At 35.3% G+C, this 21,511-nt stretch carries 18 protein-coding genes; 15 read left to right on the top strand and 3 right to left on the bottom strand.

The window, feature by feature from the left end:
- Positions 1-13 precede the first annotated feature (13 nt).
- The 13 genes from CAB05_RS16445 (at position 14) to CAB05_RS16500 (ending at position 16,850) form a co-directional block, all read left to right on the top strand.
- On the top strand, positions 14-1,330 hold the full coding sequence (locus tag CAB05_RS16445; RefSeq protein WP_088001823.1) for a glycosyltransferase family 2 protein: 1,317 nt from the start codon (positions 14-16) through the stop codon (positions 1,328-1,330).
- Between the two features lie 28 nt (positions 1,331-1,358).
- Entirely contained in the window at positions 1,359-1,451 is a 93-nt protein-coding gene (locus tag CAB05_RS22805) for an acyl-CoA dehydrogenase family protein (protein WP_142283123.1), read from the top strand.
- 185 nt (positions 1,452-1,636) lie between these two features.
- The gene (locus CAB05_RS16450; RefSeq protein WP_088001826.1) at positions 1,637-2,569 is read left to right on the top strand and encodes an N-acetylglucosamine kinase; all 933 of its coding nucleotides are present in this window, start codon (positions 1,637-1,639) and stop codon (positions 2,567-2,569) included.
- Between the two features lie 25 nt (positions 2,570-2,594).
- Positions 2,595-3,722, top strand: coding sequence for a MupG family TIM beta-alpha barrel fold protein (locus tag CAB05_RS16455; protein ID WP_088001828.1), 1,128 nt, complete (start codon positions 2,595-2,597; stop codon positions 3,720-3,722).
- Between the two features lie 24 nt (positions 3,723-3,746).
- A complete protein-coding gene (locus tag CAB05_RS16460; RefSeq protein ID WP_088001830.1) occupies positions 3,747-5,114 on the top strand; it encodes a nucleotidyltransferase family protein in 1,368 nt (455 codons plus the stop codon).
- 57 nt (positions 5,115-5,171) lie between these two features.
- On the top strand, positions 5,172-5,888 hold the full coding sequence (locus CAB05_RS16465; protein WP_088001832.1) for an SIS domain-containing protein: 717 nt from the start codon (positions 5,172-5,174) through the stop codon (positions 5,886-5,888).
- A gap of 415 nt (positions 5,889-6,303) precedes the next feature.
- Positions 6,304-8,244 carry a BglG family transcription antiterminator gene (locus CAB05_RS16470; RefSeq protein WP_088001834.1) on the top strand — a complete coding sequence of 647 codons (1,941 nt, stop codon included), beginning with the start codon at positions 6,304-6,306 and terminating at the stop codon, positions 8,242-8,244.
- A 323-nt stretch (positions 8,245-8,567) separates the two neighbouring features.
- Entirely contained in the window at positions 8,568-12,674 is a 4,107-nt protein-coding gene (locus tag CAB05_RS16475) for an InlB B-repeat-containing protein (RefSeq protein ID WP_088001836.1), read from the top strand.
- 121 nt (positions 12,675-12,795) lie between these two features.
- Positions 12,796-14,142 (top strand): PTS cellobiose transporter subunit IIC, encoded by a 1,347-nt coding sequence (celB, locus tag CAB05_RS16480; protein WP_088001837.1) that lies wholly within the window; start codon positions 12,796-12,798, stop codon positions 14,140-14,142.
- A gap of 15 nt (positions 14,143-14,157) precedes the next feature.
- Positions 14,158-14,739 (top strand): RDD family protein, encoded by a 582-nt coding sequence (locus tag CAB05_RS16485; protein WP_142283118.1) that lies wholly within the window; start codon positions 14,158-14,160, stop codon positions 14,737-14,739.
- A 29-nt stretch (positions 14,740-14,768) separates the two neighbouring features.
- A complete protein-coding gene (locus CAB05_RS16490; protein WP_088001839.1) occupies positions 14,769-15,074 on the top strand; it encodes a PTS sugar transporter subunit IIB in 306 nt (101 codons plus the stop codon).
- Positions 15,075-15,222: 148 nt separating this feature from the next.
- Positions 15,223-15,534, top strand: a complete 312-nt coding sequence (locus CAB05_RS16495; RefSeq protein WP_088001840.1) for a PTS lactose/cellobiose transporter subunit IIA — start codon at positions 15,223-15,225, stop codon at positions 15,532-15,534.
- Entirely contained in the window at positions 15,534-16,850 is a 1,317-nt protein-coding gene (locus CAB05_RS16500; RefSeq protein WP_088001841.1) for a 6-phospho-beta-glucosidase, read from the top strand. The genes CAB05_RS16495 and CAB05_RS16500 overlap by 1 nt, the downstream gene beginning before the upstream one ends.
- Before the next feature lie 164 nt (positions 16,851-17,014).
- Here the strand turns inward: CAB05_RS16500 and CAB05_RS16505 are convergent, their stop codons facing one another.
- The 3 genes from CAB05_RS16505 to CAB05_RS16515 are packed head-to-tail and all read right to left on the bottom strand — an operon-like array spanning position 17,015 to position 19,301.
- The gene (locus CAB05_RS16505) at positions 17,015-18,685 is read right to left on the bottom strand and encodes a b(o/a)3-type cytochrome-c oxidase subunit 1 (RefSeq protein WP_213087743.1); all 1,671 of its coding nucleotides are present in this window, start codon (positions 18,683-18,685) and stop codon (positions 17,015-17,017) included.
- Entirely contained in the window at positions 18,678-19,154 is a 477-nt protein-coding gene (locus CAB05_RS16510; RefSeq protein WP_088001842.1) for a cytochrome c oxidase subunit II, read from the bottom strand. Before CAB05_RS16510 ends, CAB05_RS16505 begins: the two co-directional genes overlap by 8 nt.
- Before the next feature lie 18 nt (positions 19,155-19,172).
- Positions 19,173-19,301, bottom strand: coding sequence for a cytochrome C oxidase subunit II (locus tag CAB05_RS16515; RefSeq protein WP_088001843.1), 129 nt, complete (start codon positions 19,299-19,301; stop codon positions 19,173-19,175).
- 419 nt (positions 19,302-19,720) lie between these two features.
- Between CAB05_RS16515 and CAB05_RS16520 the strand changes: the two genes are divergently transcribed.
- Together CAB05_RS16520 and CAB05_RS16525 are read left to right on the top strand one after the other, a co-directional pair.
- Complete coding sequence (locus CAB05_RS16520; protein ID WP_088001844.1) at positions 19,721-20,374, top strand: response regulator transcription factor; 654 nt, start codon at positions 19,721-19,723, stop codon at positions 20,372-20,374.
- The gene (locus CAB05_RS16525; protein ID WP_235821544.1) at positions 20,367-21,479 is read left to right on the top strand and encodes a PAS domain-containing sensor histidine kinase; all 1,113 of its coding nucleotides are present in this window, start codon (positions 20,367-20,369) and stop codon (positions 21,477-21,479) included. The genes CAB05_RS16520 and CAB05_RS16525 overlap by 8 nt, the downstream gene beginning before the upstream one ends.
- Positions 21,480-21,511: the final 32 nt, after the last annotated feature.

Consider the following 21,511-nt stretch of genomic DNA (forward strand, 5'->3'; position numbering starts at 1 on the left):
AGGTGCTATCCCTATGAGTACTTTGATTTTAATTATTGGTTTTTTAGCACTTTGCTTTTCTACTTTTATCGTTGTTCATCTTGTCGGAGTTAAGACAATGCTTTTAATTTCTTCTTTTTTGTTTATTATTTTATTAATATATTACTCTGTATTGACAATAGCTGGTTTAATTTATAGGTCTAATTCAAAGAAATTTCAAATTAAAAGTAATCAGGATATAACTCAATATCCTAGTGTTGATATTTTAATTCCTGCTCATAATGAGGGTGTTGTCATAAAAGATACTTTATCTGCAATGGCAAAGATAAATTATCAGGGAAAATTAACTGTCTATCTATTAAACGATAATTCAAGTGATGAGACTGGTGAAATTGCAGAAGAGTTCGACAAAGCCTACTATCACATTAAACATATTAAGGTGCCCCCAGGGGAACCTAAGGGGAAATCTCGTGTATTAAATTATGGATTAAGTATTTCAGATGGGGAGTATTTTTGTATTTACGATGCAGACAATCAGCCCGAACCTGGTGCTTTAACATTATTGGTTGAGGCTGCGTTATATACTAAAGATGCTGCTGGAGCAGTTGGATATGTAAAAACAATGAATGAACAAAAAAATTGGCTTACTAGAATGATTTCTATTGAATTTCAAGTATTTCAATTATTAATGCAATCTGGCAGATGGCTACTTTTTAAAACTGGTTCTCTTACAGGTACTAATATGTTAGTAAAAAGATCAGTCATTGAACAACTTGGTGGATACGATGTATACGCAATTGCAGAGGATGCAGAGCTAACCTTACGAATAACACAGAGTGGTTATTTATTGCCAATAGTACCCCAATCTGTAACTTGGGAACAAGAACCTGAAACATTAGGAGTTTACATTAAACAACGTACACGCTGGTTACAAGGGAATCTATATATACTTGAAAAGGTCTTTTCTACGCCTAGTTATTGGACGGGGAAATTAATCGTACATTCATTACATCAATTATTGGTTTATGTAGTTTTTTGGGTGTTCTTAGTATTGTCATACGGATGGTTTATTTTAGGACTATTCGGATTCATGAAAATTGAATACTCCCTACCATTATTATTTATGTGGTATGTTGCCTATACAGTTTATACATGCCAATTATTTAGTGCTCAAATATCGGAAGAAACAAATAAACCAATTAATATACTTAGCGCTTTGATCATGTATTTTACCTATGCGCAGTTATTTACTTATTTATTTGTAAGAAGCTTATTATTATATATTAAAGCGAGAATTAACAATAAAACAATTGGTTGGGATAAGACAACACGTTTCAAAACCCAAAAGTGAACAATATAATTAAAGTAAACAACAAGTTATTCGACACAAAATTGCTGAGATGTTAACTGAAGCGAAAGTAAATCGCGCTTATGTGAATCAATGCGTATCCTTACTAGAAAGTTGGGTATGATGTCTTGGCCGTAATAAATTTAGCGTTTGATAAGTAACTATTTTGAAAAAACCACTTTTTAATAAGTGGTTTTTTTCCTTATTATGTAGAAAATATTCACCTAGAAAAAGAGTAAAGTTTACTATACAATTATTCCAACCATTGAGAAAAAATAATTGATTAGGGAAAGGGTGAAGCGACTCATTATGATTAATAAATTGATTATTGGAATGGACGGCGGAGGAACGAAGACGAGAGTTATGGTCAAAGAACGATTAGATGGAGAAACTCTTTTTGATCAAAATTTTGGGATGTCGAATTATAATAACATCAACGTAGAAGGTCTGAGACCAGTATTTCGTGAAGTTTATGAAGAATTGGAAAATTGTTTTGGGGAACGACTGCAAGATGCCATTCTAGTACTTGGTTCTGCTGGTGTCGACCGACCAAAAGATGTTGAAATCTATTTGACTGCTTTAAGAGAAAGTGGATTCACTTGCCGATTAGAAGTGGTGAATGATGCAGAAATTGCACTTGTTGGTGGTAACGGAGATCGAAAGGATGCTTTGATGATTGCTGGAACAGGTTCTATTGTTGTGGGAGTTAATTCTAATGGGAAAATTGTGCGCTCAGGTGGATGGGGCGGATTAATTAGTGATGAAGGAAGCGGTTTTCAAATTGGTCGACTTGCGATTGCAGCTGTAATGCAAGAGTATGACAAAGTGATATCACCTACATCATTTACCGATCAGTTACTTGCTCATTTTCAGTTGAGTTCTCCAGAAGATTTTATGGATTTATTATACGTGGAAGATACACTTCCGGTTGATAAGATTGCTTCATGTACGCCAATTATACTAGAAGCATGGATACAAGGGGATCAGGCTGCTAATACGATTGTTGAAGGAGAACTAGAGAAACTAGTTCGTTTAGTTGTAGGAATCAGTCGACAAATGGGGACAGAAACATTCCGCCTCTCTGTTGCAGGTAGTTTGTTGACTAAATCATCCAAGTATTTCGGTGTGTTAAAAGATAAATTAAGTGTAGTTTTACCGCAAGTAGAGATTGCTACACCACTTCATGATCCAGTATTTGGTGCCATTATTATTGGTGCACAAATACAAGTAAATATCAATTAAGAATAGTAAGGAATGGGGACTTAGAATGCGTGAAATAGGAATTAGTGTATATCCCAATTTTTACCCTTTGGATCAAATCAAAAATTACTTGGAAAAGGCAAATTCATTTGGTTTTAAAAAAGTATTTGTTTCACTGATTTTAAATAATCATGGTTTTGAAGGTGCTCAGAATGTAAGTGCAAACACTTGGAATGAAATTCTTAATTACTGTAAAGAACTCGGTATGTCTGTGTCTGCTGATATAAATGATGAAGTGTTTAAAGAGCTTGGTTGTACATTGAATGATCTGACAGCTTTACAAAAGATGGGCATCACAAGACTCCGTATTGATGGAGGGTTTACGAGTGGAGAAGTTGCCATTCTTTCAAAAAATCTGCAGGGGATTCAAATAGAAGTAAATGCTTCGATGTCTTCTTCTAATAATATAAATGGAAGCGCTTTACGTGAGTGTCGGGAGTTTTTAGAAACTATTGAAAAAGAAGGAAACATTGGACAACTAACAGCTTGTCACAATTTTTTCCCGCTACCAGATACAGCATTGTCTTTAGAGGACATTCGCCCAATTAACAATTTGTTTGGTTCATATGGTGTACCGGTCGGAGGGTTTATTGCATCCCAACTTTCACCTAAAGATCTACACCACTTAGGTCATGGGGTTTGTACGATTGAAAAACATCGCTTTTTGCCTAGTCATATTGCCATGTTAGAGTTATTTGCAAATGGATTTAATGATGTGCTAATTGGAGACTCGTTTGCGGATCTTTCGGAGCTTTCTGAAATGGCAAGATGTTACAAACAGGATTATTTAGAGATTCCTGTTATTTTTAATCAGTATGTTCCTCAACAAACAAAACTGAAAATTCAAGAGCAGGTCCTTATTTCAAGAGTTGATCAACCCGCAAATCTAATTCGAGCGACGGATACAAGAGGAATAAATGTGCCTCCTTGTTATTGTGCAGCAAGAAATCAGTATACAATTTCTGTTTTGAATAATCGAAGTGCACAATATGAGGGTGAAGTACAAATCTCATTGAAAGAATTAGGACCATCGGTTGAGCATAATGTCATTGGATTTGTTCATCCCTTTGCAAAAGATTTATTACCTTATCTTTTGGCAGGTAAAAATAAATTTCGATTGGTAGAATATAAGTAAAAATTTTATATTCGAGGTGATGGAATGGTAAAAAGAGCAATTATTCTTGCTGCAGGTAAAGGGAGTAAAATGTTTCCTTTTAGCGAAGTTCGCTCCAAAACTACATTAAAAATCGCGGGAAAGTCATTAATCCGCTATAATATTGAATCCATTATGGCAATGGGAATAGAAGAAATCGTTGTTGTAGTAAGTGAAGAAAATCGAAGAGAATTAGAAAATTTTTTATATGATATAGAAAATATTCAATTTGTGACTGATCAAACAAATTTAGGAAGCGCAGAAAGTCTGGTTATAGGGGCAGAGCTACTATCTGATACAAATGAATTTATTGTTCTTTATGGAGATACCATCATTGAACAAAAAGATCTCGAAAAGTTATTGAAAACGAAAAATCGAGCCGTTTTGTTGAAAAAGTTAAAAGAATCAGCAAGAAATTGGGTTGGTGCGAGTATGGAAAATGGGTACGTTAAGTCCATCGGTGCGCACTATCGTGGGGACAGTATTACCCATCAATTCGCAGGTTTTCTTTTTGACGAGTTACTTCTAGATGAAGTGAAAAGAACACCAGATTATTTTCCAGATGTAAAAGTAGGTGTAGGTGCTCCAAAAGAGAGATTTCTTGAGGCTGCTCTACTGAAATCGCTTGAGAAAGATAAATTACAAGCGGTTGAATGTAGTGGTTATTTTTTTGACATTGATAAACCTTGGCATATGTTAGAAGCGAACGAATTTATGGTGAATCATTTTTGCAATGCTTTACAAGAGAACCAACTAGCAGAGGGTGCAACGATTTCAAAAGATGCAACCATTCATGGCCATGTAAAACTAGGCAAGAACTCCAGGATCGGAGACCGAGTTGTCATTCACGGTAATCTGATTGTGGGAGACAATACAGTCATTGATAACGGAGCCATTTTTAATGGTAATGCTGTGATTGGTGACCAGACAATCATTCGTAATTATTGCATCATATATAGTGGTGTTTCAATCGGTTCACATTGTATTTTTGATCATTGTGCTGAATTCCTTGGTGGATTGGTGATGGATAAGGTGTATCTTTACCATTATGGCGAGTTTTATGGTGCAATTGGCAGTCATACGGATATCGGAGCAGCAACGGTTTGTGGAACATTGCGATTTGATGATGGAGAAACTGAGCACGTTGTGAATGGACGGAAAGAAGTACCTTTACATTTTTCAAATGCTGCTTATCTTGGGGACTATTGCAGAACAGGTGTGAATACGATCATTATGCCTGGTTGTAAGATTGGTGCATATAGTGTTCTTGGTGCTGGTGCAATAATTGATAAAGATATCGAAAAAAATAGTCTAGTTTTCGTGAAACAGGATTTGATTATTAAAAAATGGAGCGAAAAGAAGTATGGGTGGTAATTTGTCCCCCTTATATATTTATGAGGTACTAAAATCAATTAAAGAAGGTATGGTACAATGGAGAACTACTATCAATATGTGACGGCAAATCTTGAAAAACTGTATACGACACAGATTCAAAAAATGGAAGAAGCTGCAACATGTATTTTTGATGCCATTCAAAATGGAGGTCGCTTCCTAGTTACTGGCTCAGGTCATTCACATATGTTTGCAGAAGAATTTTATGTAAGAGCGGGTGGATTTGCCCAAGTGTCTCCAATTTTGCCGAATGAGTTTTTTTTACACGATCATCCATTAAAAAGTACTGTAATTGAACGCGTAGAAGTATATGCGAAAGTAATCTTTGATTTATACAAAATTAACTCAAAGGATATACTTGTGATTGCATCTAATTCAGGTAGAAATGGAATGACTGTTGAACTTGCAAAAATGGCACAGGAATGTGGTGCAAAGGTAATTGCTTTTACAAATCCAAATCATCCTGTAGGTTCAAAATCCAGACACAGTAGTGGGAAATATCTTTACGACTTTAGTGATGTAGTCATTGATAGTTGTACTGGACCTGGGGATGCTGCTTTTTATGTAGAAGAAGCAAACACAGGCATGGGAGCAACTTCTACCATCGTGGGAGCTTTTGTTGCTCAAACGATTTCAATTTTATTAGCAAAAAAATACCATCAAGCTGGCTTGAAGCCACCAGTGTTTAAGAGTTCTAATGTTGATGGCGGAGATGAATGGAATAAAGAACTGTTTGCAAAGTATTATGGTGTATAACTGATTCGTAATTAGAAGATTGAATATGTACCAAATAAATAGAGCGTCCCTATCTTATGGGACGCTTTTTTTGTGTAGGTAGATTTAAAAAGATGAACCTCTCTTTCGGAATCGTGAACTTGCTGTGAAGTAATGCTTAAACAAAAGGTCGAAAAGTACCTGATAATTCAAATTTTTTAAAAAAGTGGTTAGAGCGTAGGTTTTCAGAAATTGGAATTAGTAAAATGTTCCTGTATTTCTGATAGGGCTTAAGTTGTATTATGACATTGGGAGTTTATACGTAGGTTCAAATTTATGTTCTAGTCGTGTTTGTTTGAAATTGCGAACTTTATTGGAAAAAATCAAACTGTTAAATAAATTTAGTGGAAAGTAAACTTAAGATACTAGAGCGGCATCTAGAGTGGTGAGGTAATGTATGCGAAGAGATCTAATCTTACAATATTTGTATCAAAAAGGAAAATCACTAACATCACATGAACTGGAATTAGAATTCGCCATTTCAAATCGGACTTTACGAAATGAATTGAAAGAATTAAATGTAATTGGTGAAAAGTCTGGATTTGAGATTCAGAAAAAACGTGGTGAAGGCTATTTACTTCATGTGGTAAACCAAGACCAGCTTCAAATGTATATGAAAGAAATTGAAGGAGCTTTAGCCCCAGATTTACCTCGTGTTCGTGTGAATAATATCATTATGCTTCTGCTTCAAACGACGGAGTTTCAAACTATTGACATGTTTGCTGATAGCTTAATGATCAGCAGATCGACAGTTTTTAGCGATATGATTGAAGTTGAAAAGCAAGTTCGAATTTTTGATTTAAAAGTAGAAACAAAATCACGTTACGGTGTCCGTTTACTAGGTGAGGAAACAAATTTTAGAAGGGCGTTTTCATATTTCTTAAGTCAAAAAGAAGCAGGGTTGTTGAAAAAGTCAAATTATCAAAATTTTGAAAAAGTATTTCCTTTTGTAGAAATTAGAACTGTATTGAAAGAAGAAGTACAAAATAATCAATTGAAATTAAGTTATTTTGCATTTGAGAACATTTTATTGCATATTCAAGTGCTCGCGTTTCGAGTAACACAACATAATTTTATTTTGCCTAATCAAGAAAAGAAGTTAGATGTTTCTCTCATCAAGCCATCATTTATGAATATATCCAAGAGAATTTGTGAAATTCTTTCTGAATTATATCATGTGGTTTTACCTGAGAGTGAGATTATCTATCTAGCCGCACATATAAGTGGTAAATCCAGTGTGGATGAAATTGAGGAAGCAGAAAAGATTGATTTGAATCAAAAACTTAAGAAGTGTTTAGAAAAATTAGATCAAACATTCTTGACACAGTTTTCAGGTGATCAGCAGCTTATGGATACGCTGATCATGCATATGTACCCTTTGTTAAGAAGGTTATATTTCAATTTAAAGCTGACAAATCCATTGATAGATGATGTATACAGTAGATATTCCGATGTATTCATGATTGCTTTAAATTTTTCTGAAATGATCAAGGAAATTTGGGGATTCGAACTTTCTAGTGATGAGATGGGCTACCTTACAATGCACTTAGCAGCTCATATGGAAAGAGAGAAGCAGAAGCAATTAAGTTCTTATAAAAAAATTCTATTATCCTATGGATTAGGAGCAGGGTCGGCTGATTTATTGAAAATGAAACTTGAAACCCTTTTTCAGGGAGCAATAATTGATGTCGTTGTGTATAGCGATCTACAATTTGTTGATCTAGATTCATACGATTTACTAGTTTCATCGATTTCTATTCAGTTTGACAATCTTTCAATTCCGTATATACAAGTTGCACCAATCTTAACAGAAACAGATGTTCAGAGAATTCGTCGGACACTGACAAAGTACCCAGCGAATAGAGTGAAGGAAAATGAACCAACACTATTATCTCTGTTTCATCGAGAATTGTTCTATATAGAAGAAAGCAAAGAGTCTCTTGACTATAAAGCTTTCATTAAAGAAAAAGCAAATAGTGTTGTTGAACTAGGGTTTGCAACACCTGACTATCCTGCTTTAGTAGTCGAGCGTGAAGAGAAAATATCGACGATTCTTCAAAACGGGATTGCAGCACCACATGCATTAAAGATGGTTGCGATTCAAGATTCAATAAGTGTTGTTATTTTTAAGAATCCGCCGACGATCGATGGGAAAGTAGTACAAATCTTATTTTTAATTAATTTACGTGCTGGCGAATTGTTTTTACACAAGGAGCTAAGTCGATTATTCCTACATTTAATGGATCACCCAGAAGCGAAACAAAAGGTTTTAAAATCGACTAATTTCAACGATTTTCAGTATGAAATTTCGAAAATCTTGTTTCAATACGGGTCATAATTGATAGACGTATAGGAATTAAAAACTAAAGTACGAATATTTGGGTTTAGTTGAATGATAGTTACGTAGAACATAATAAATTATGCGATATCATTTGTCCCTTTCTTATTAAATTGTAAGCGATTACGAATTAGAAGTAAGGGATGATGAACATATATCTTGGAAACTCAGCATTTTTCTGTAAAGGCATCTCACTAAGTATGGGGGGAGGTTGAAGGAAAATAAAATTGTTAGGAAGTTCGCAGATTTGATTTTGTCTACTTGTCGCACAATGATCTTGAGTTAAAAACAGATTTGAAAACTATTACTTAGGAGGAAGATAAATGAAAAGAAATAAATGGCGTTTTGGTAGAGCACTTCCAGCTTCAGTACTTGCAGCTTCAATGTTTGCTAGTAATTATAGTGGTATCGTTGCAAAAGCGGCTCCATCGGTTTCAACTCAATCGTTTACAGTAGCTCCTGTATCAACTGGTACAAGTATATATATGAATACGACACAAATCACTCGTGCAATGCCAACTGGATTAGATACAACGAAGCCAGTAAAATGGAAAACTTCTGATCCATATGTTGCTTATGTTGATCTAGTTGGTAACAAAAAGGGTGATTACAGCGGTAAGATTTTAGGAGTGTCTGGTGGTTCAGCAAAAATCACAGGTACTGGAGTAGATACGAATGGTAATCCTGCAACGGTAAATATCACGGTTACAGTCGTTGAAACGCAACAAGCTACAAATCTTGAAAAGGTTGTTTACTATTACAATGCAGGAGACCCGAATATTCCAGCAGCTCTTGCGACAACAAATTGGCAAGTAAACAATATTCCGACTCCTCCATCAGGGAAGAAATTTCCTTCTAAAAACTATGTTGGCTATGTGGATGGAGAAAATGGCGTAAAATGGTTGATTTCAAAAGATACTTTAATCAAGTCGAATGATAAAATTCTTTTGGGTGATGAGAGGCCTCATGGCGTAATTACTGGAATCGTATCAGATGCTATTACACTCTACGATCCTAACTTATCTCCGGCTGATCAAATACAATATTTACAAGGTGGAAGATATATACCTCAAACTGGTGAATCTTCAGGCTCTGGTACAAATAATAGTGGTGCGGCTGCTTCATTTAACGCAAAAGAAGTGATTACTAATATTATGCCTGATGGTAATAATGGACTTTGGGTTCTAGGTGAAAAAGGAAATGCAACACATATTGTAAGAAAACAAATGTCCCTAATGGGTAAAGCATTACTTCAAACAGAAATTTCTAGAAACTATACAGACAGATACGGATTCCAATCTGGTAATATGAGATTCAATTCGCAAGCGGATATGATTAAAGCGCTTATGACTGCTGATAAAGATGCAGCTAGAGGAAACTATGATACAGACAATGATGGTCTTTGGACGACAATGTATGCTTCTGGTGAAATCTGGAGATATAACTACATGAAAGAGCACTTTGGCGAATCTGATTCAAGAACACAGGATGCAAAAGCATCTGCTATTCGTGCAGTTGAATCAATTGTAACGCTTGGTTATATTTCTGGAACACAATTAAAAGTTACATCTAAAAACAATGTAAACGACTATGTCTATGTTGTTAACTCTTATGGTGGAAACGTACAAACAATCGATGAAGCAAAAGCGTGGCTTGCAGAGAACGAAGGAAAGCCTGTTTACGTTGATGAAAATGGTAAGTATACATTAGATCATACAAAAAAACCTGCTGCAGCTGGCTTCTTTGCTAGATCGTACAAAGTTAACACAAGTAACAATGGCGCTACACTTCCAGAAGCTGAAACTTGGGATAATGCATGGATCAAAAAGAAGGCAGGACAAGCTACAGATATAAATGGAAATACAGTTTACTATAATGTCCCAGGATCTTTCAAAAACGGAACGAATTCTGCTCTTAAAGCTTATGACACAGTTGCAGTACCTCCACGTTTAACAGAAATTTTTGCAAACCAAAACGAAGGTATGGATGCTGCTACAAAAGCATTAGACTCAGATAAAGTTGTTTACAAAGCTACAACTTCTACAGATGAATTAGTAGGTCATTATTTTACACTTGATCTAGCATATAAAGCTTTCAAAGAAGAGGATCCAGAGTTAGCAGCGTTAATCAAAAATAATATGATTAACCACACAAATGCATTAGTTCTAAACAACTATTTCCAATTGACTGTTAATGGTGAGAATCCAACGGAATCTCGTTTTAATGAAGGGACTATTCGTGGAAATGGATTAAACGTTCCAAATGCTCCAACAAGATGGGCGAATATGAATCCTGAATACCTTGATGGTAATAAGGATGCATGGGGTAGAGACGCAGACTATGAAGATGGTCCTTTAAATGCACAATTACTGTTACAAGCACTTGTAGTTGCTAAAGATTTTGGTGGGTATACTCCTGAAGAAAAAACAATCCTTAAAGCTCAAGGTATTGATGTAATTGAACCACTTGATTTTGCGAACGAATACAAAGTAATGAATGGTGTTAAAACAGAAAAAGCTAATGAACATAATGATTTCGAAGTAAGATATCCAAAAACATATAACTCAAAATCAATGCTTGATATGACTTTACAATATCTATCAAGATACTTTGGTATTGCTGCCCATAACGGTGATGATATCGGTGTAAGTGGCGTAACTCACGAATCATACATGAATTATTCTGATGAGGAAGAAGAAGCACTAGCATACTATACATTATCTCACCACGCTGATCAGTTTAACGGTGACGAAATCTTAGAAGGCATGAACCAATGGTGGACAAACGAAAAGAGAGAGAAAAACCCATTCATGACAACTTTCTACGCAGCTTCTCTAGGTGCATTGAAAGCTAAAGGGATAAATATTGGAAATGCACAAGTTGACCTTGCAGGTTCAGAATGGTACATGTCTCGTATCCCTAACAATTTCATGAACTTTGATGTATTATCGGCAAACAGAAATGATGTAACACATGTAGCACCAAATCTTATGGTTGACCAATTAATTCCACGTGATGAAGTGATGATGTCTAAGTATAACACCAACATTTTCGGAACAATGGATAGAAGAACAGTTGACTCTGGTAACAGTTTAACAATGGAATCTTCTACTGTAATTTCTATGCCTTATTGGATTACGCAAAACCCTGAAGATGCTGAATACGTAGAAAATTTAGGATCAAAAGTTACTGCACCTGTAAATAAAGGTACAGAAAGCTTAGCTTTTCCAACGAATATTGCATCTATGAATCCTCATGCTAAATATAATGCAGATACACATACATTTACGATTAACGTGGGTGACTCTGTAAAATTAGATGCTAAAACAAAGGGATATGTTAGAAATGTTTCTTGGTCTACGAATTCTTGGGATCAAGCAGGATATAACAATGGATTACCTACACAAATCAATGCTGATGCAAATGTATCTCAAGTGATCGACCTAAGAAATATCGCAACTTACGGTGATGAAGGAAACGTAAGACCAACCGATTTAAGTGTGAATGGAGAGTACTACGGTGCTTATGCAACTGCTTTAAAACCAGGAACAACTACAGTTACTGCGTATGTGATTGACGGATTCTTTAGAACTCCAGCTAAAATAACATATACAATCAAAGTTGTTGACCCTAAGAAATCGGCAGAACAAATTGCTCCTGCTCAGCTTGACAAAAATTCATTTGCATATCCAACATGGTTAAAAAATGCAATGGTTGAAAAAGGATTAAATACGGATGGAAACAAAAATATACAAATTAGTTACGAATCTTCTTCACCAGACGATGTAGCTGTGGATAGCGAAACAGGACAGGTTACGTATAAAACAAATAATCCAGCTAAAATCACTGCAACGGTTGTATACTCTGCAATGACAATAGATGGAGAGCCTAGATTTGAAACAGACAGCCACGTTATGACGTTTGAGCGTACTGTTTCTAAAAATGCGACACATAAAGTTTCGTTTAATTCAAATGGTGGATCGGCAGTTAATGCACAAAGTGCAACTTACAATACTGAAATTGCAAAGCCGGTTAATCCAACGAGAAAAGGATTTGTATTTGCTGGATGGTACCAAGATGAATCTTTGAAAACAACTTGGAACTTTACAACTGATAGAGTAGTAGAAAGTAAAACACTTTATGCTAAATGGGCGGTTGCTACACCATCAAGTTTAAAAGCTTCAAAAGCAAGTTCGACTTCAATTAAGTTAACTTGGACTGGAGTAAGTGGTGTTTCAGGTTTTGAGGTTAGTCGCGCAACAGCAAGTAATTTTTCTGGTAAAGTGACAAAAACAACTTCAAAAGCAGTATTTACAGCTACAGGACTAGTGAAAGGTAAAACTTACTACTTTAAGGTTCGTGCTTACACTGTTGTTGGGAAAGCTAAAGTTTATAGTAACTACACAACTGTTGTAAAAATCAAACTTTAATTTATTGCAGACTTTAGTAGAGTAATAGCTTAAAAGATTGTTGAAAAAAATTCTAATAGGATCTTGGTATGTTAGTTTGAACTGATATACCAAGATCTATAAATAAAGGAGTGAAGTCCTAATGAAGAACAAGTTTTTTGAAAAGAAATTTTTACCAATCGCTTCGAAAATAGGTAATCAAAGACATTTACTTGCTTTACGTGACGGTATTATGTTTGCAATGCCTTTAATGATCATTGGTTCATTCTTCATTATCGTAGCTTGGTTAGAAGCTGAATGGTATCAAAACTTTATGGCCAAAGTATTTGGAGAGAATTGGAATGCTTTTGGAGACATCGTTTATAACGGTACAATGGGGATCATCGCTTTAATTGCTGTATTTGGGGTAGCATACTCACTTGCTAGTAGTTACAAAGTCGATAAAAAGAATATTGATGGTGTTCCAGCTGGTGTTTTAGCATTAGCGGGGTATTTAATTGTTAATATCATGAGCACATTTACGGTTGATGAAGAAAGTGTTTCTGCTTGGTCACCTGATCTATTTAGTGCTCAGTACTTATTCCTTGGTTTAATTGTTGCAATTATAACTGCTGAAATTTATCGTTTTTTCTTACAAAAGAAGTTAATCATCACATTACCAGATACTGTGCCACCAACGGTTTCGCGTTCGTTTACAGCTCTTATTCCTGGATTTGTGATTATTACACTCTTCTTACTTCTTCGATATGCGTTTTCATACACTGGTTGGGAAACGTTTGCAACTTTTATCCAAGAGGTTGTTACAAAACCATTTACGATTTTAGGTTCAACTTATATCGGTACACTGATTGCTAGTTTATTAGAACACACATTATGGAGTTTTGGTATTCATGGTTCATCAATCATCACGTCCGTAATGGAGCCAATTTGGATTACAAATGCGGATGCGAACTTAGCAGCAGTAAAAGAGGGGAAAGCACTACCTCATATTATTACGTACACATTCTATGAAAATGGGATCTGGATGGGTGGATCTGGTGCTACGTTACCAGTCGCAATCTATATGATGTTTTTAGCAAAGTCGAAACTTCTTAAGAAAGTTGGACGCTTGGCAATCGGACCTTCTATTTTTAACGTTAATGAACCAATTATGTTTGGTGTTCCGATTGTTTTAAACCCATTCTTAATGATTCCGTTCATGCTTGCACCAATAGCAGTATTAACAGTTACTTATTTTGGTACGGCAATGGGCATTTTCCCACATACGACTGGTACAATTATTCCTTGGACAACTCCATATTTTATCAGTGGTTATCTTATGACTGGTGGTAAGATCATGGGTGTTGTAATGCAACTAGTTGCTTTTGCAGTTGCCTTTGCAATTTGGTTCCCATTCATTAAGATGTGGGATAAGAAAAACTTAGAAATGGAGAATGCAAGTAATAATCAAGGAGTGTCTTCTTCAAGTAGTCAAACTATTCAAGGCTGACAACTATCCTATTCATTGCTAAATCTGATCGTACGAATTGGAACACTTGATTATGAAATGCTAAAACATACGATGAATAACAAAAAGAAAATAATTACACAGTTTCGATTAAAAAGAATAGTTGCTTTTCTCATCGATGCAGTGATCATTTCAATCCTCCTTTCGATCGTTTATCGACTAACAGGATTTGCAAACTTTCCTGGTGTCTTAACTAAGATGATTGAAATAAATAGAACCATGGGTGAAACAGGAACTTCTGATGCGACTGTAAAAGTAATGTCTCTCTTTAATGAAGCATTTCTACAATCGCTTATTATCTGGTTTTGTTACGATGTCGTAACTACCCTATTATTTAGAGGATCTACAATCGGGAAAAGAATCTTTCGATTGAAACTAACGCACATCAATCACAAAAAAGGTAAACTTGCTTATGGTCTATTAGTAATTGTTAGAAGTTTCTTTAAATTTTTGTCGATGTTTCTTTTTCAAGGCGTCCCATTCTTACTATCCGTTATTAGTATATTTGCTAATCCAAAGTCGTTAGCTGCCTACGATCGAATTGCTCGATTAGTGGTTGCCGATAAAAATGTCGTTTAAAAAGTTTACTAAAGAAAGAGGAAATCATCATGAATATATTACTTTGTTGTTCTGCTGGCATGTCAACAAGTTTAATTGTTTCAAAAATGGAAAAAATTGCTGAGTCAAGAGGGATTTCAGCACGCATTTGGGCGGTTTCTGAATCGGTTGTTCGTTCAGAGTTCATCGAGGCGGATGTGTTATTGTTAGGACCACAAGTACGTTTTCTTTTGGACGAAATGGAAAGTGTCTGTGGTGAGAACAATATACCAGTTGACGTTATTGATATGTTTAGTTACGGAATGTGTGATGGTGAAGCGATTCTCGATCAAGCCATAAAATTAAATAATAAATAGTATAAAATATTGAGAAGTTTCTCTTCTTATCTATGTTGATAAAAAGTAAATAACATTAAATACTTAAAAGGTTTTTTACATGAAAAATTTGAGGCCATAAGGATATTTCCTGACAGAATTGATCATGAAAGAGAAAGGAGGTCCGTTTATGGTAAAGAATGAAACAGAAATTTTCACATTGATTTTACATGGTGGGAATGGTCGAAGTGCGGCAATGGAAGCGATTCAAGCAGCAAAAAGACAGGATATGGATTTAGCTCGTAAGAAACTAAAAGAAGCAAACGATTCTTTAAATGAGGCACATCATATTCAAACAACCCTCATTCAATCAGAGATTGGCGGAAATCCAACAGAGATTTCACTTTTAATGATTCACGCGCAAGATCACTTGATGAATGCTATGACCGTAAAAGACTTAGCAAAAGAGTTTGTTGACTTGTATGAGAGGGGCCAAAAATAATGTCAAAGAAATTTAAAATTGTGACAATAGGTGGAGGCTCAAGTTATACACCAGAACTGGTTGAAGGTATCATAAAACGATATGACAAAATACCAGTAACAGAACTTTGGCTTGTTGACGTCGAAGCAGGTCGTGAAAAACTAGAAACAGTTGGAGCGCTAGCAAAGCGTATGGTCAAAAAAGCTGGAGTTCCAATTGAGATTCACCTTTCTTATGATCGTCGTGAGGCTTTGAAAGATGCTGATTTCGTTACGATACAGCTACGTGTTGGACAATTGGCTGCCCGTGCACTTGATGAAAGAATTCCATTAAAACATGGTGTAATCGGTCAAGAAACAAATGGTGCAGGCGGTTTGTTTAAAGCACTTCGTACGATTCCAGTTATTTTGGATATTTGTAAAGAAGTTGAAGAACTTTGTCCAGATGCGTGGATAATAAACTTTACAAATCCTGCAGGTATGGTGACTGAGGCTGCGTTAAGATATTCAAATATTAAGAGATTTATTGGACTTTGTAATATACCGATTGGAATGGAAATGGGCATTGCAAAGCTTTTAAATGTAGATTACTCTCGAGTTCGTATTGATTTTGCAGGGCTAAATCATATGGTTTTCGGTTTAGAAGTTTATCTAGATGGAGTCAGTGTAAAAGAAAAAGTACTTGAAATGATCATGGATCCAGCTAATGCAAGTTTTGTAAAAAATATTGATGCAGAAGAATGGGCACCTGAATTCCTAAAAGGAATCAATGTTATTCCGTGCTCATACCATCACTACTACTACAAAACATCTGAGATGCTGGAAAGAGCATTGAAAGACTTTGAATCAAATGAAACACGTGCAGAAGTAGTGCAAAAGATTGAAGAATCTCTATTTGAAAAATATAGAGATGAAACGCTAGATATAAAACCACCTGAGTTAGAAAAACGTGGTGGTGCTTACTATTCAGACGCTGCATGTCGTTTGATTTCATCAATTTACAATGATACTCGAGATATTCAACCTTTGAACACTGTAAACAAAGGGGCAATATCAGGCTTACCATATGACGGTGCTGTTGAAGTCAGTTGCGTCATTACAAAGGATGGTCCAGTTCCGTTAACAATTGGAGAGCTACCAGTACCAGTTCGAGGATTGATTCAAACAATAAAATCGTTTGAACAGACAGCAATTGAGGCTGCAGTAGAAGGAAGTCGTGAAAAAGCGATTCTTGCATTGACGATTAATCCACTTGTTGCTAACGATAAATTGGCTGTAGCTATTGTAGATGAAATGCTTGAGGCCCACAAAGAATATTTACCAAGATTTTTTAATTGATGATTATTGATCATAAAATCGGTAGAATGAAAAAAGGCATCGTTCTTTAATGAACGTGCCTTTTTCTAATTATTCTTCAATCATATCAATTTCAATCCATATGGTGATACAAATAGATGTCACTAATATTAAAGAAAATGTCAAAACGAACATAAGATCAGCTCCTACCAAGTTTTAAATCCTTCAGAACCTGTTGGTGTATGATGATGGTGTTGCAGCATATTTCCTAAAGGAATAGAATAGGCAATTACGATTAAAACTAGTGCGATTCCAATCCATAGCCACCAATTTTCTAATATTTTAGGTGTATTTTCTACATCACTTTCAGCAATCGGAAATTCGACGAAATCTTCTTTTGTCACTGCTTTTGGTGAAGTAAATAATGATTGCAAAACAATGATGATTAGTAACATAGCAGATAGAAATAATATTGACCCACCAATAGCAACTGTTACATGATTTGATAAAATACCGTTAAACCATTCAAGAGTAGCTGGGTGATTTGCATAGTCGGTATACGCTGTTCGGCGAGGAGCACCTAAAAGTCCTAAAATATGCATTGCTGTTGACATTAATAACATACCAATAGACCATGTAATGATTTGAATAAAGGCTAATTTTTGAACAACTTTTGTTAGTTTTCTTTCCGTTAGATAAGGGATTAACCAAAATGTTAAACCAAAAAAAGTCATTGCTACAGGAGTTCCGACCGTTATATGAAAATGGCCAACAACCCAAAGTGTATTATGAATGATCTCATTTAATGAGAAGCTTGCATTGATGATTCCACCTGCTCCTCCAGGAATAAAGAAAAACATAGCTATAAATATAGAAGTAAAACGAACGTCTTTCCAAGGTAGTTTAAAAAACCAACCGAATAAGCCGGTACCACCTTTTTTTCTTCCTGTTGTCTCAAATGTTGCAAACATTGAAAATGCTGTCATTAAAGATGGGATAATAACCATAAACGTCAGGACGGTCTGTAAAAATTTCCAAAAACTTGAAATTCCAGGCTCTTGTAATTGATGGTGGAAGCCAACCGGAATTGAAAATAATAAAAATAGAATAAAGGACAATCTTGCAAGTGAATCACTAAACACTTTTCCACCAATAATTTTTGGAACAATGACATACCATGCCATGTATGCAGGTAAAAGCCAGAAATAAACTAGAGGATGACCAAAATACCAAAAAAGTGATCGGCTTAACTCGACATTAATTGTGTCAACCAAACCAAATGCCCAAGGGATGAATTGGAATAGTACAGTGACGGCTACTCCTAAACTAGCAATTACCCAAAGAACAATCGTAGCAATCGTCATAAAAGCAAATAATGGACTTAAACTTCCTTTATGTTTCTTCTTCCAAACAATATAATGTCCAATTAACGAGAATCCGTTAATCCATGTACCAACTACAAAAAGAGCTAATGCTACATAGAACCATCCACTTGCTTGTAATGGAGCGTAGAAAGTATATAAAACGGAAGCCTCTCCAGATAAGATCATAACAACAGCAAGCAGTGTACCGACTGTCATAACGATAAATCCTATCCAGGAAAATAAACGCACCTTTGGGCCGAACTCACCTAAAGTTTTACTCATTCCTGTAATGAGGAATCCGAAAATAAAGTAAGTAGTAAATACTAATGCGAGTAATACGCCGTGAGCAGTTAAAACTTGATAGTAGTCTAGCCAAGACGGTAATTCTAGTGCTTTATTTCTTATAAACACTTGTAATAGTCCACAGAATGTACCTATTAAAAAAGCAATATAGGCGACTATAATATTTGTTAAAGCTAATTTTGAGTCTTTTTTATTGATCCTATTATTCACCTTTTACCACCTCAATCGTAGTTTGCATAAATTGATGTCCAGCCCCGCAATATTCATTGCAAAGTACTAAGTAGTTGCCAGTTTTTTTAAACGTATATTCTTTTGTATTAATTCGTCCTGGCACAACCATCATATTTACGTTTGTATGAACAATTGAAAAGCTATGAATAACATCTGTACTCGTCAACTTAAAAACAATTTTTTTACCTACTGGAACTTGTAGTTTAGTAGGTTCATATCCAAATGTTTTACCAATTAATACAACCTCATACGTATCATCGTTTAGTTTATTTACACCTGGATGATCGAAGGGAGCGGTTTCCTTCACTTTGTTTGGGTCAATTAAGTCCATACCTGTTGCAGGGTGATGGTGAAATCCAAAGGCGGTTATTGCTATGATTGTTAGAAATAACACTAAGGAGGCTATGCCAAAGATTAACCAAATTTTTTCGTATTTATGTAAATGCATCTTAACACCTCTTTCAAATTAACGTTGTAAATAAAATGCGTAGAATCCAAACCAAAGTAGAAAAATGAATATACCAATTCCAAAAACGCTAATTAATGTTCCTTTTAATTGCGGATCCTTTTCTTTTTCCTGATTTTTAAGTCCCAATTTTATTCCCCCGTTTATTCATCGTTTTCTTAATCTCAGTCTCATTTCTTCGTCCCATCATAAAACAGTTGAAATGACCACTAATATTAAGATTTTCCGCCTTTAATGTAAGTGTACTTTAAATATCAAAGCGTAATAATTAGGGGATACTCTGATGTTAATTGGAAAAAATCCCTAACAAATTATCTGATATTCCCTTAGAAGTAAGAGGGTTCTTATTGATTCAAAAGTAGTGTTTGTCCAATTAAGCGAAATCAAAATCAGATAGAAGTCCCAATTTTTTATAATCAACTAGACTGTCAATTTTTTTAGGAGTATAGTAATCTTGAAAATTTCATCAATTTGCCCGATGTATTGTAGTGAATAAAGTAAGATACAGGAATATAGGACTAATTGAATGCAATGAAGGAGGGGTCACTTTGATACGTGTGCTGCTTGTAGATGATCATATTGTTGTACGAACTGGACTAGAGCTTCTGCTACATGAGAAAAATGGAATCTCAATCGTAGGAGTTGCTGCAGATGGTGATGAGGCCATTCAAAAAGCAAAGGAGTTAACACCTGATATTGTGTTAATGGATTTAAGCATGCCAAAAGGAAAAGACGGAATAACGGCAACTAGAATTTTAAAAGAATATTTACCAGAAACTAGAATACTAATTTTGACGATGCATGATAGTGATGAATACTTGTTCAGAGCAATACAGGCAGGTGCTTCTGGATATATTTTAAAAAGTGCTCCCCATGAAGAACTGCTGACTGCAATCCAATTAATATATACAGGAAACGCTTATTTAACCCCAGCTGCAACAAAACGATTAATGAATGAGTATTTAGTAAAGATGCAGCAAGAGGGACATACAAGTTCTTACGAAATTTTATCTGAACGCGAGAAAGAAATATTAGTGTGGATCGCTAGAGGATATTCCAATAAAGACATTGCTGAACAACTTGTCATCAGCGTTAAAACTGTTGAAACTCATAAAAGCAATCTTATGGAAAAGATTGGACTTCGTTCAAGGCCAGATATCGTGCGCTATGCCTTACAAAAGGGGTTGCTTGACTTTGAATAATGTTAGTTTACATTATCATTCTAAAATCATTGAACAAATCACAAAAGACAACTTTTCTCTAATTGACGATTATATCGACGACCCATCATTTCGCAATACTTTAAAACAAATACTCAAACAATTGACTGATGTAAAAATTGCACTTGATGAATCATCAATTGTAGTAGTAACTGATCATCGTGGAATCATTCAGTATGTAAATGAAAAAACATGCGAAATTACGAAATATACGAGAGATGAGTTGATAGGTCAAAATCACCGCTTAATTAGTTCAGGGTATCATTCAAAAAGTTTTTTTATGGATCTATGGAAAACAATTAGCTCGGGACAGGTTTGGCATGGTGACATCAAAAACAGAGCAAAAGATAATACCTTTTATTGGGTAAACACTACGATCATGCCTTTTTTAGATGAAAATGGAAAGCCTTATCAATATTTAGCGATTCGTAATGAGGTTACAGCCTTAAAGGAAGCTGAAGAAGAGATAAAACGAATGGTAAATCGTCTTATGTATATTCAAGAGGAGGAAAGGAAGCGATTTTCGAGTGAAATTCACGATGGAATCGGACAAAGTTTATTTGGGCTTACGATTCAATTGGATCGGTTAATCGATGATAGTGAAGTGAAACCTACAGAACTTATTAATCTTAGAAATACAGTTACTGAAATCATTGGAGAAGTGAGAGGTCTCGCTTGGAATTTACGACCGTCAGTACTTGATGATTTTGGGGCTATTCCTGCTATCAGAACATATATAGATAATTTCAAACAGTACTATGATATACAAGTGAAATTTGAGTGTAAACTTCGTAAACGATTGGAACCGAGTGTGGAAACTGCACTTTATCGGATAGTTCAAGAAGCGTTAACGAATATCGGTAAATATGCAAATGTATCTGAAGCAATTGTTGAAATATGGGAAGATGAGCAAAAATTACATGGCCGTATTACAGATTTTGGAAAAGGTTTTACACCACATTTGGACCGAACTGGAGTTGGATTATTTAGTATGGAAGAACGAGCAAGAAGTATTGGTGGTTTTCTCGAAATTTGTTCTGCGCCTGAACAAGGCACAGTGATTTCTTTTTCAATACCACTTGAATAGCTGACTTCCGCAAAGTGAACTTTAGTTAGATT

This window comes from Gottfriedia solisilvae (assembly GCF_002128405.1).
Lineage (GTDB): Bacteria > Bacillota > Bacilli > Bacillales > Bacillaceae_G > Gottfriedia > Gottfriedia solisilvae.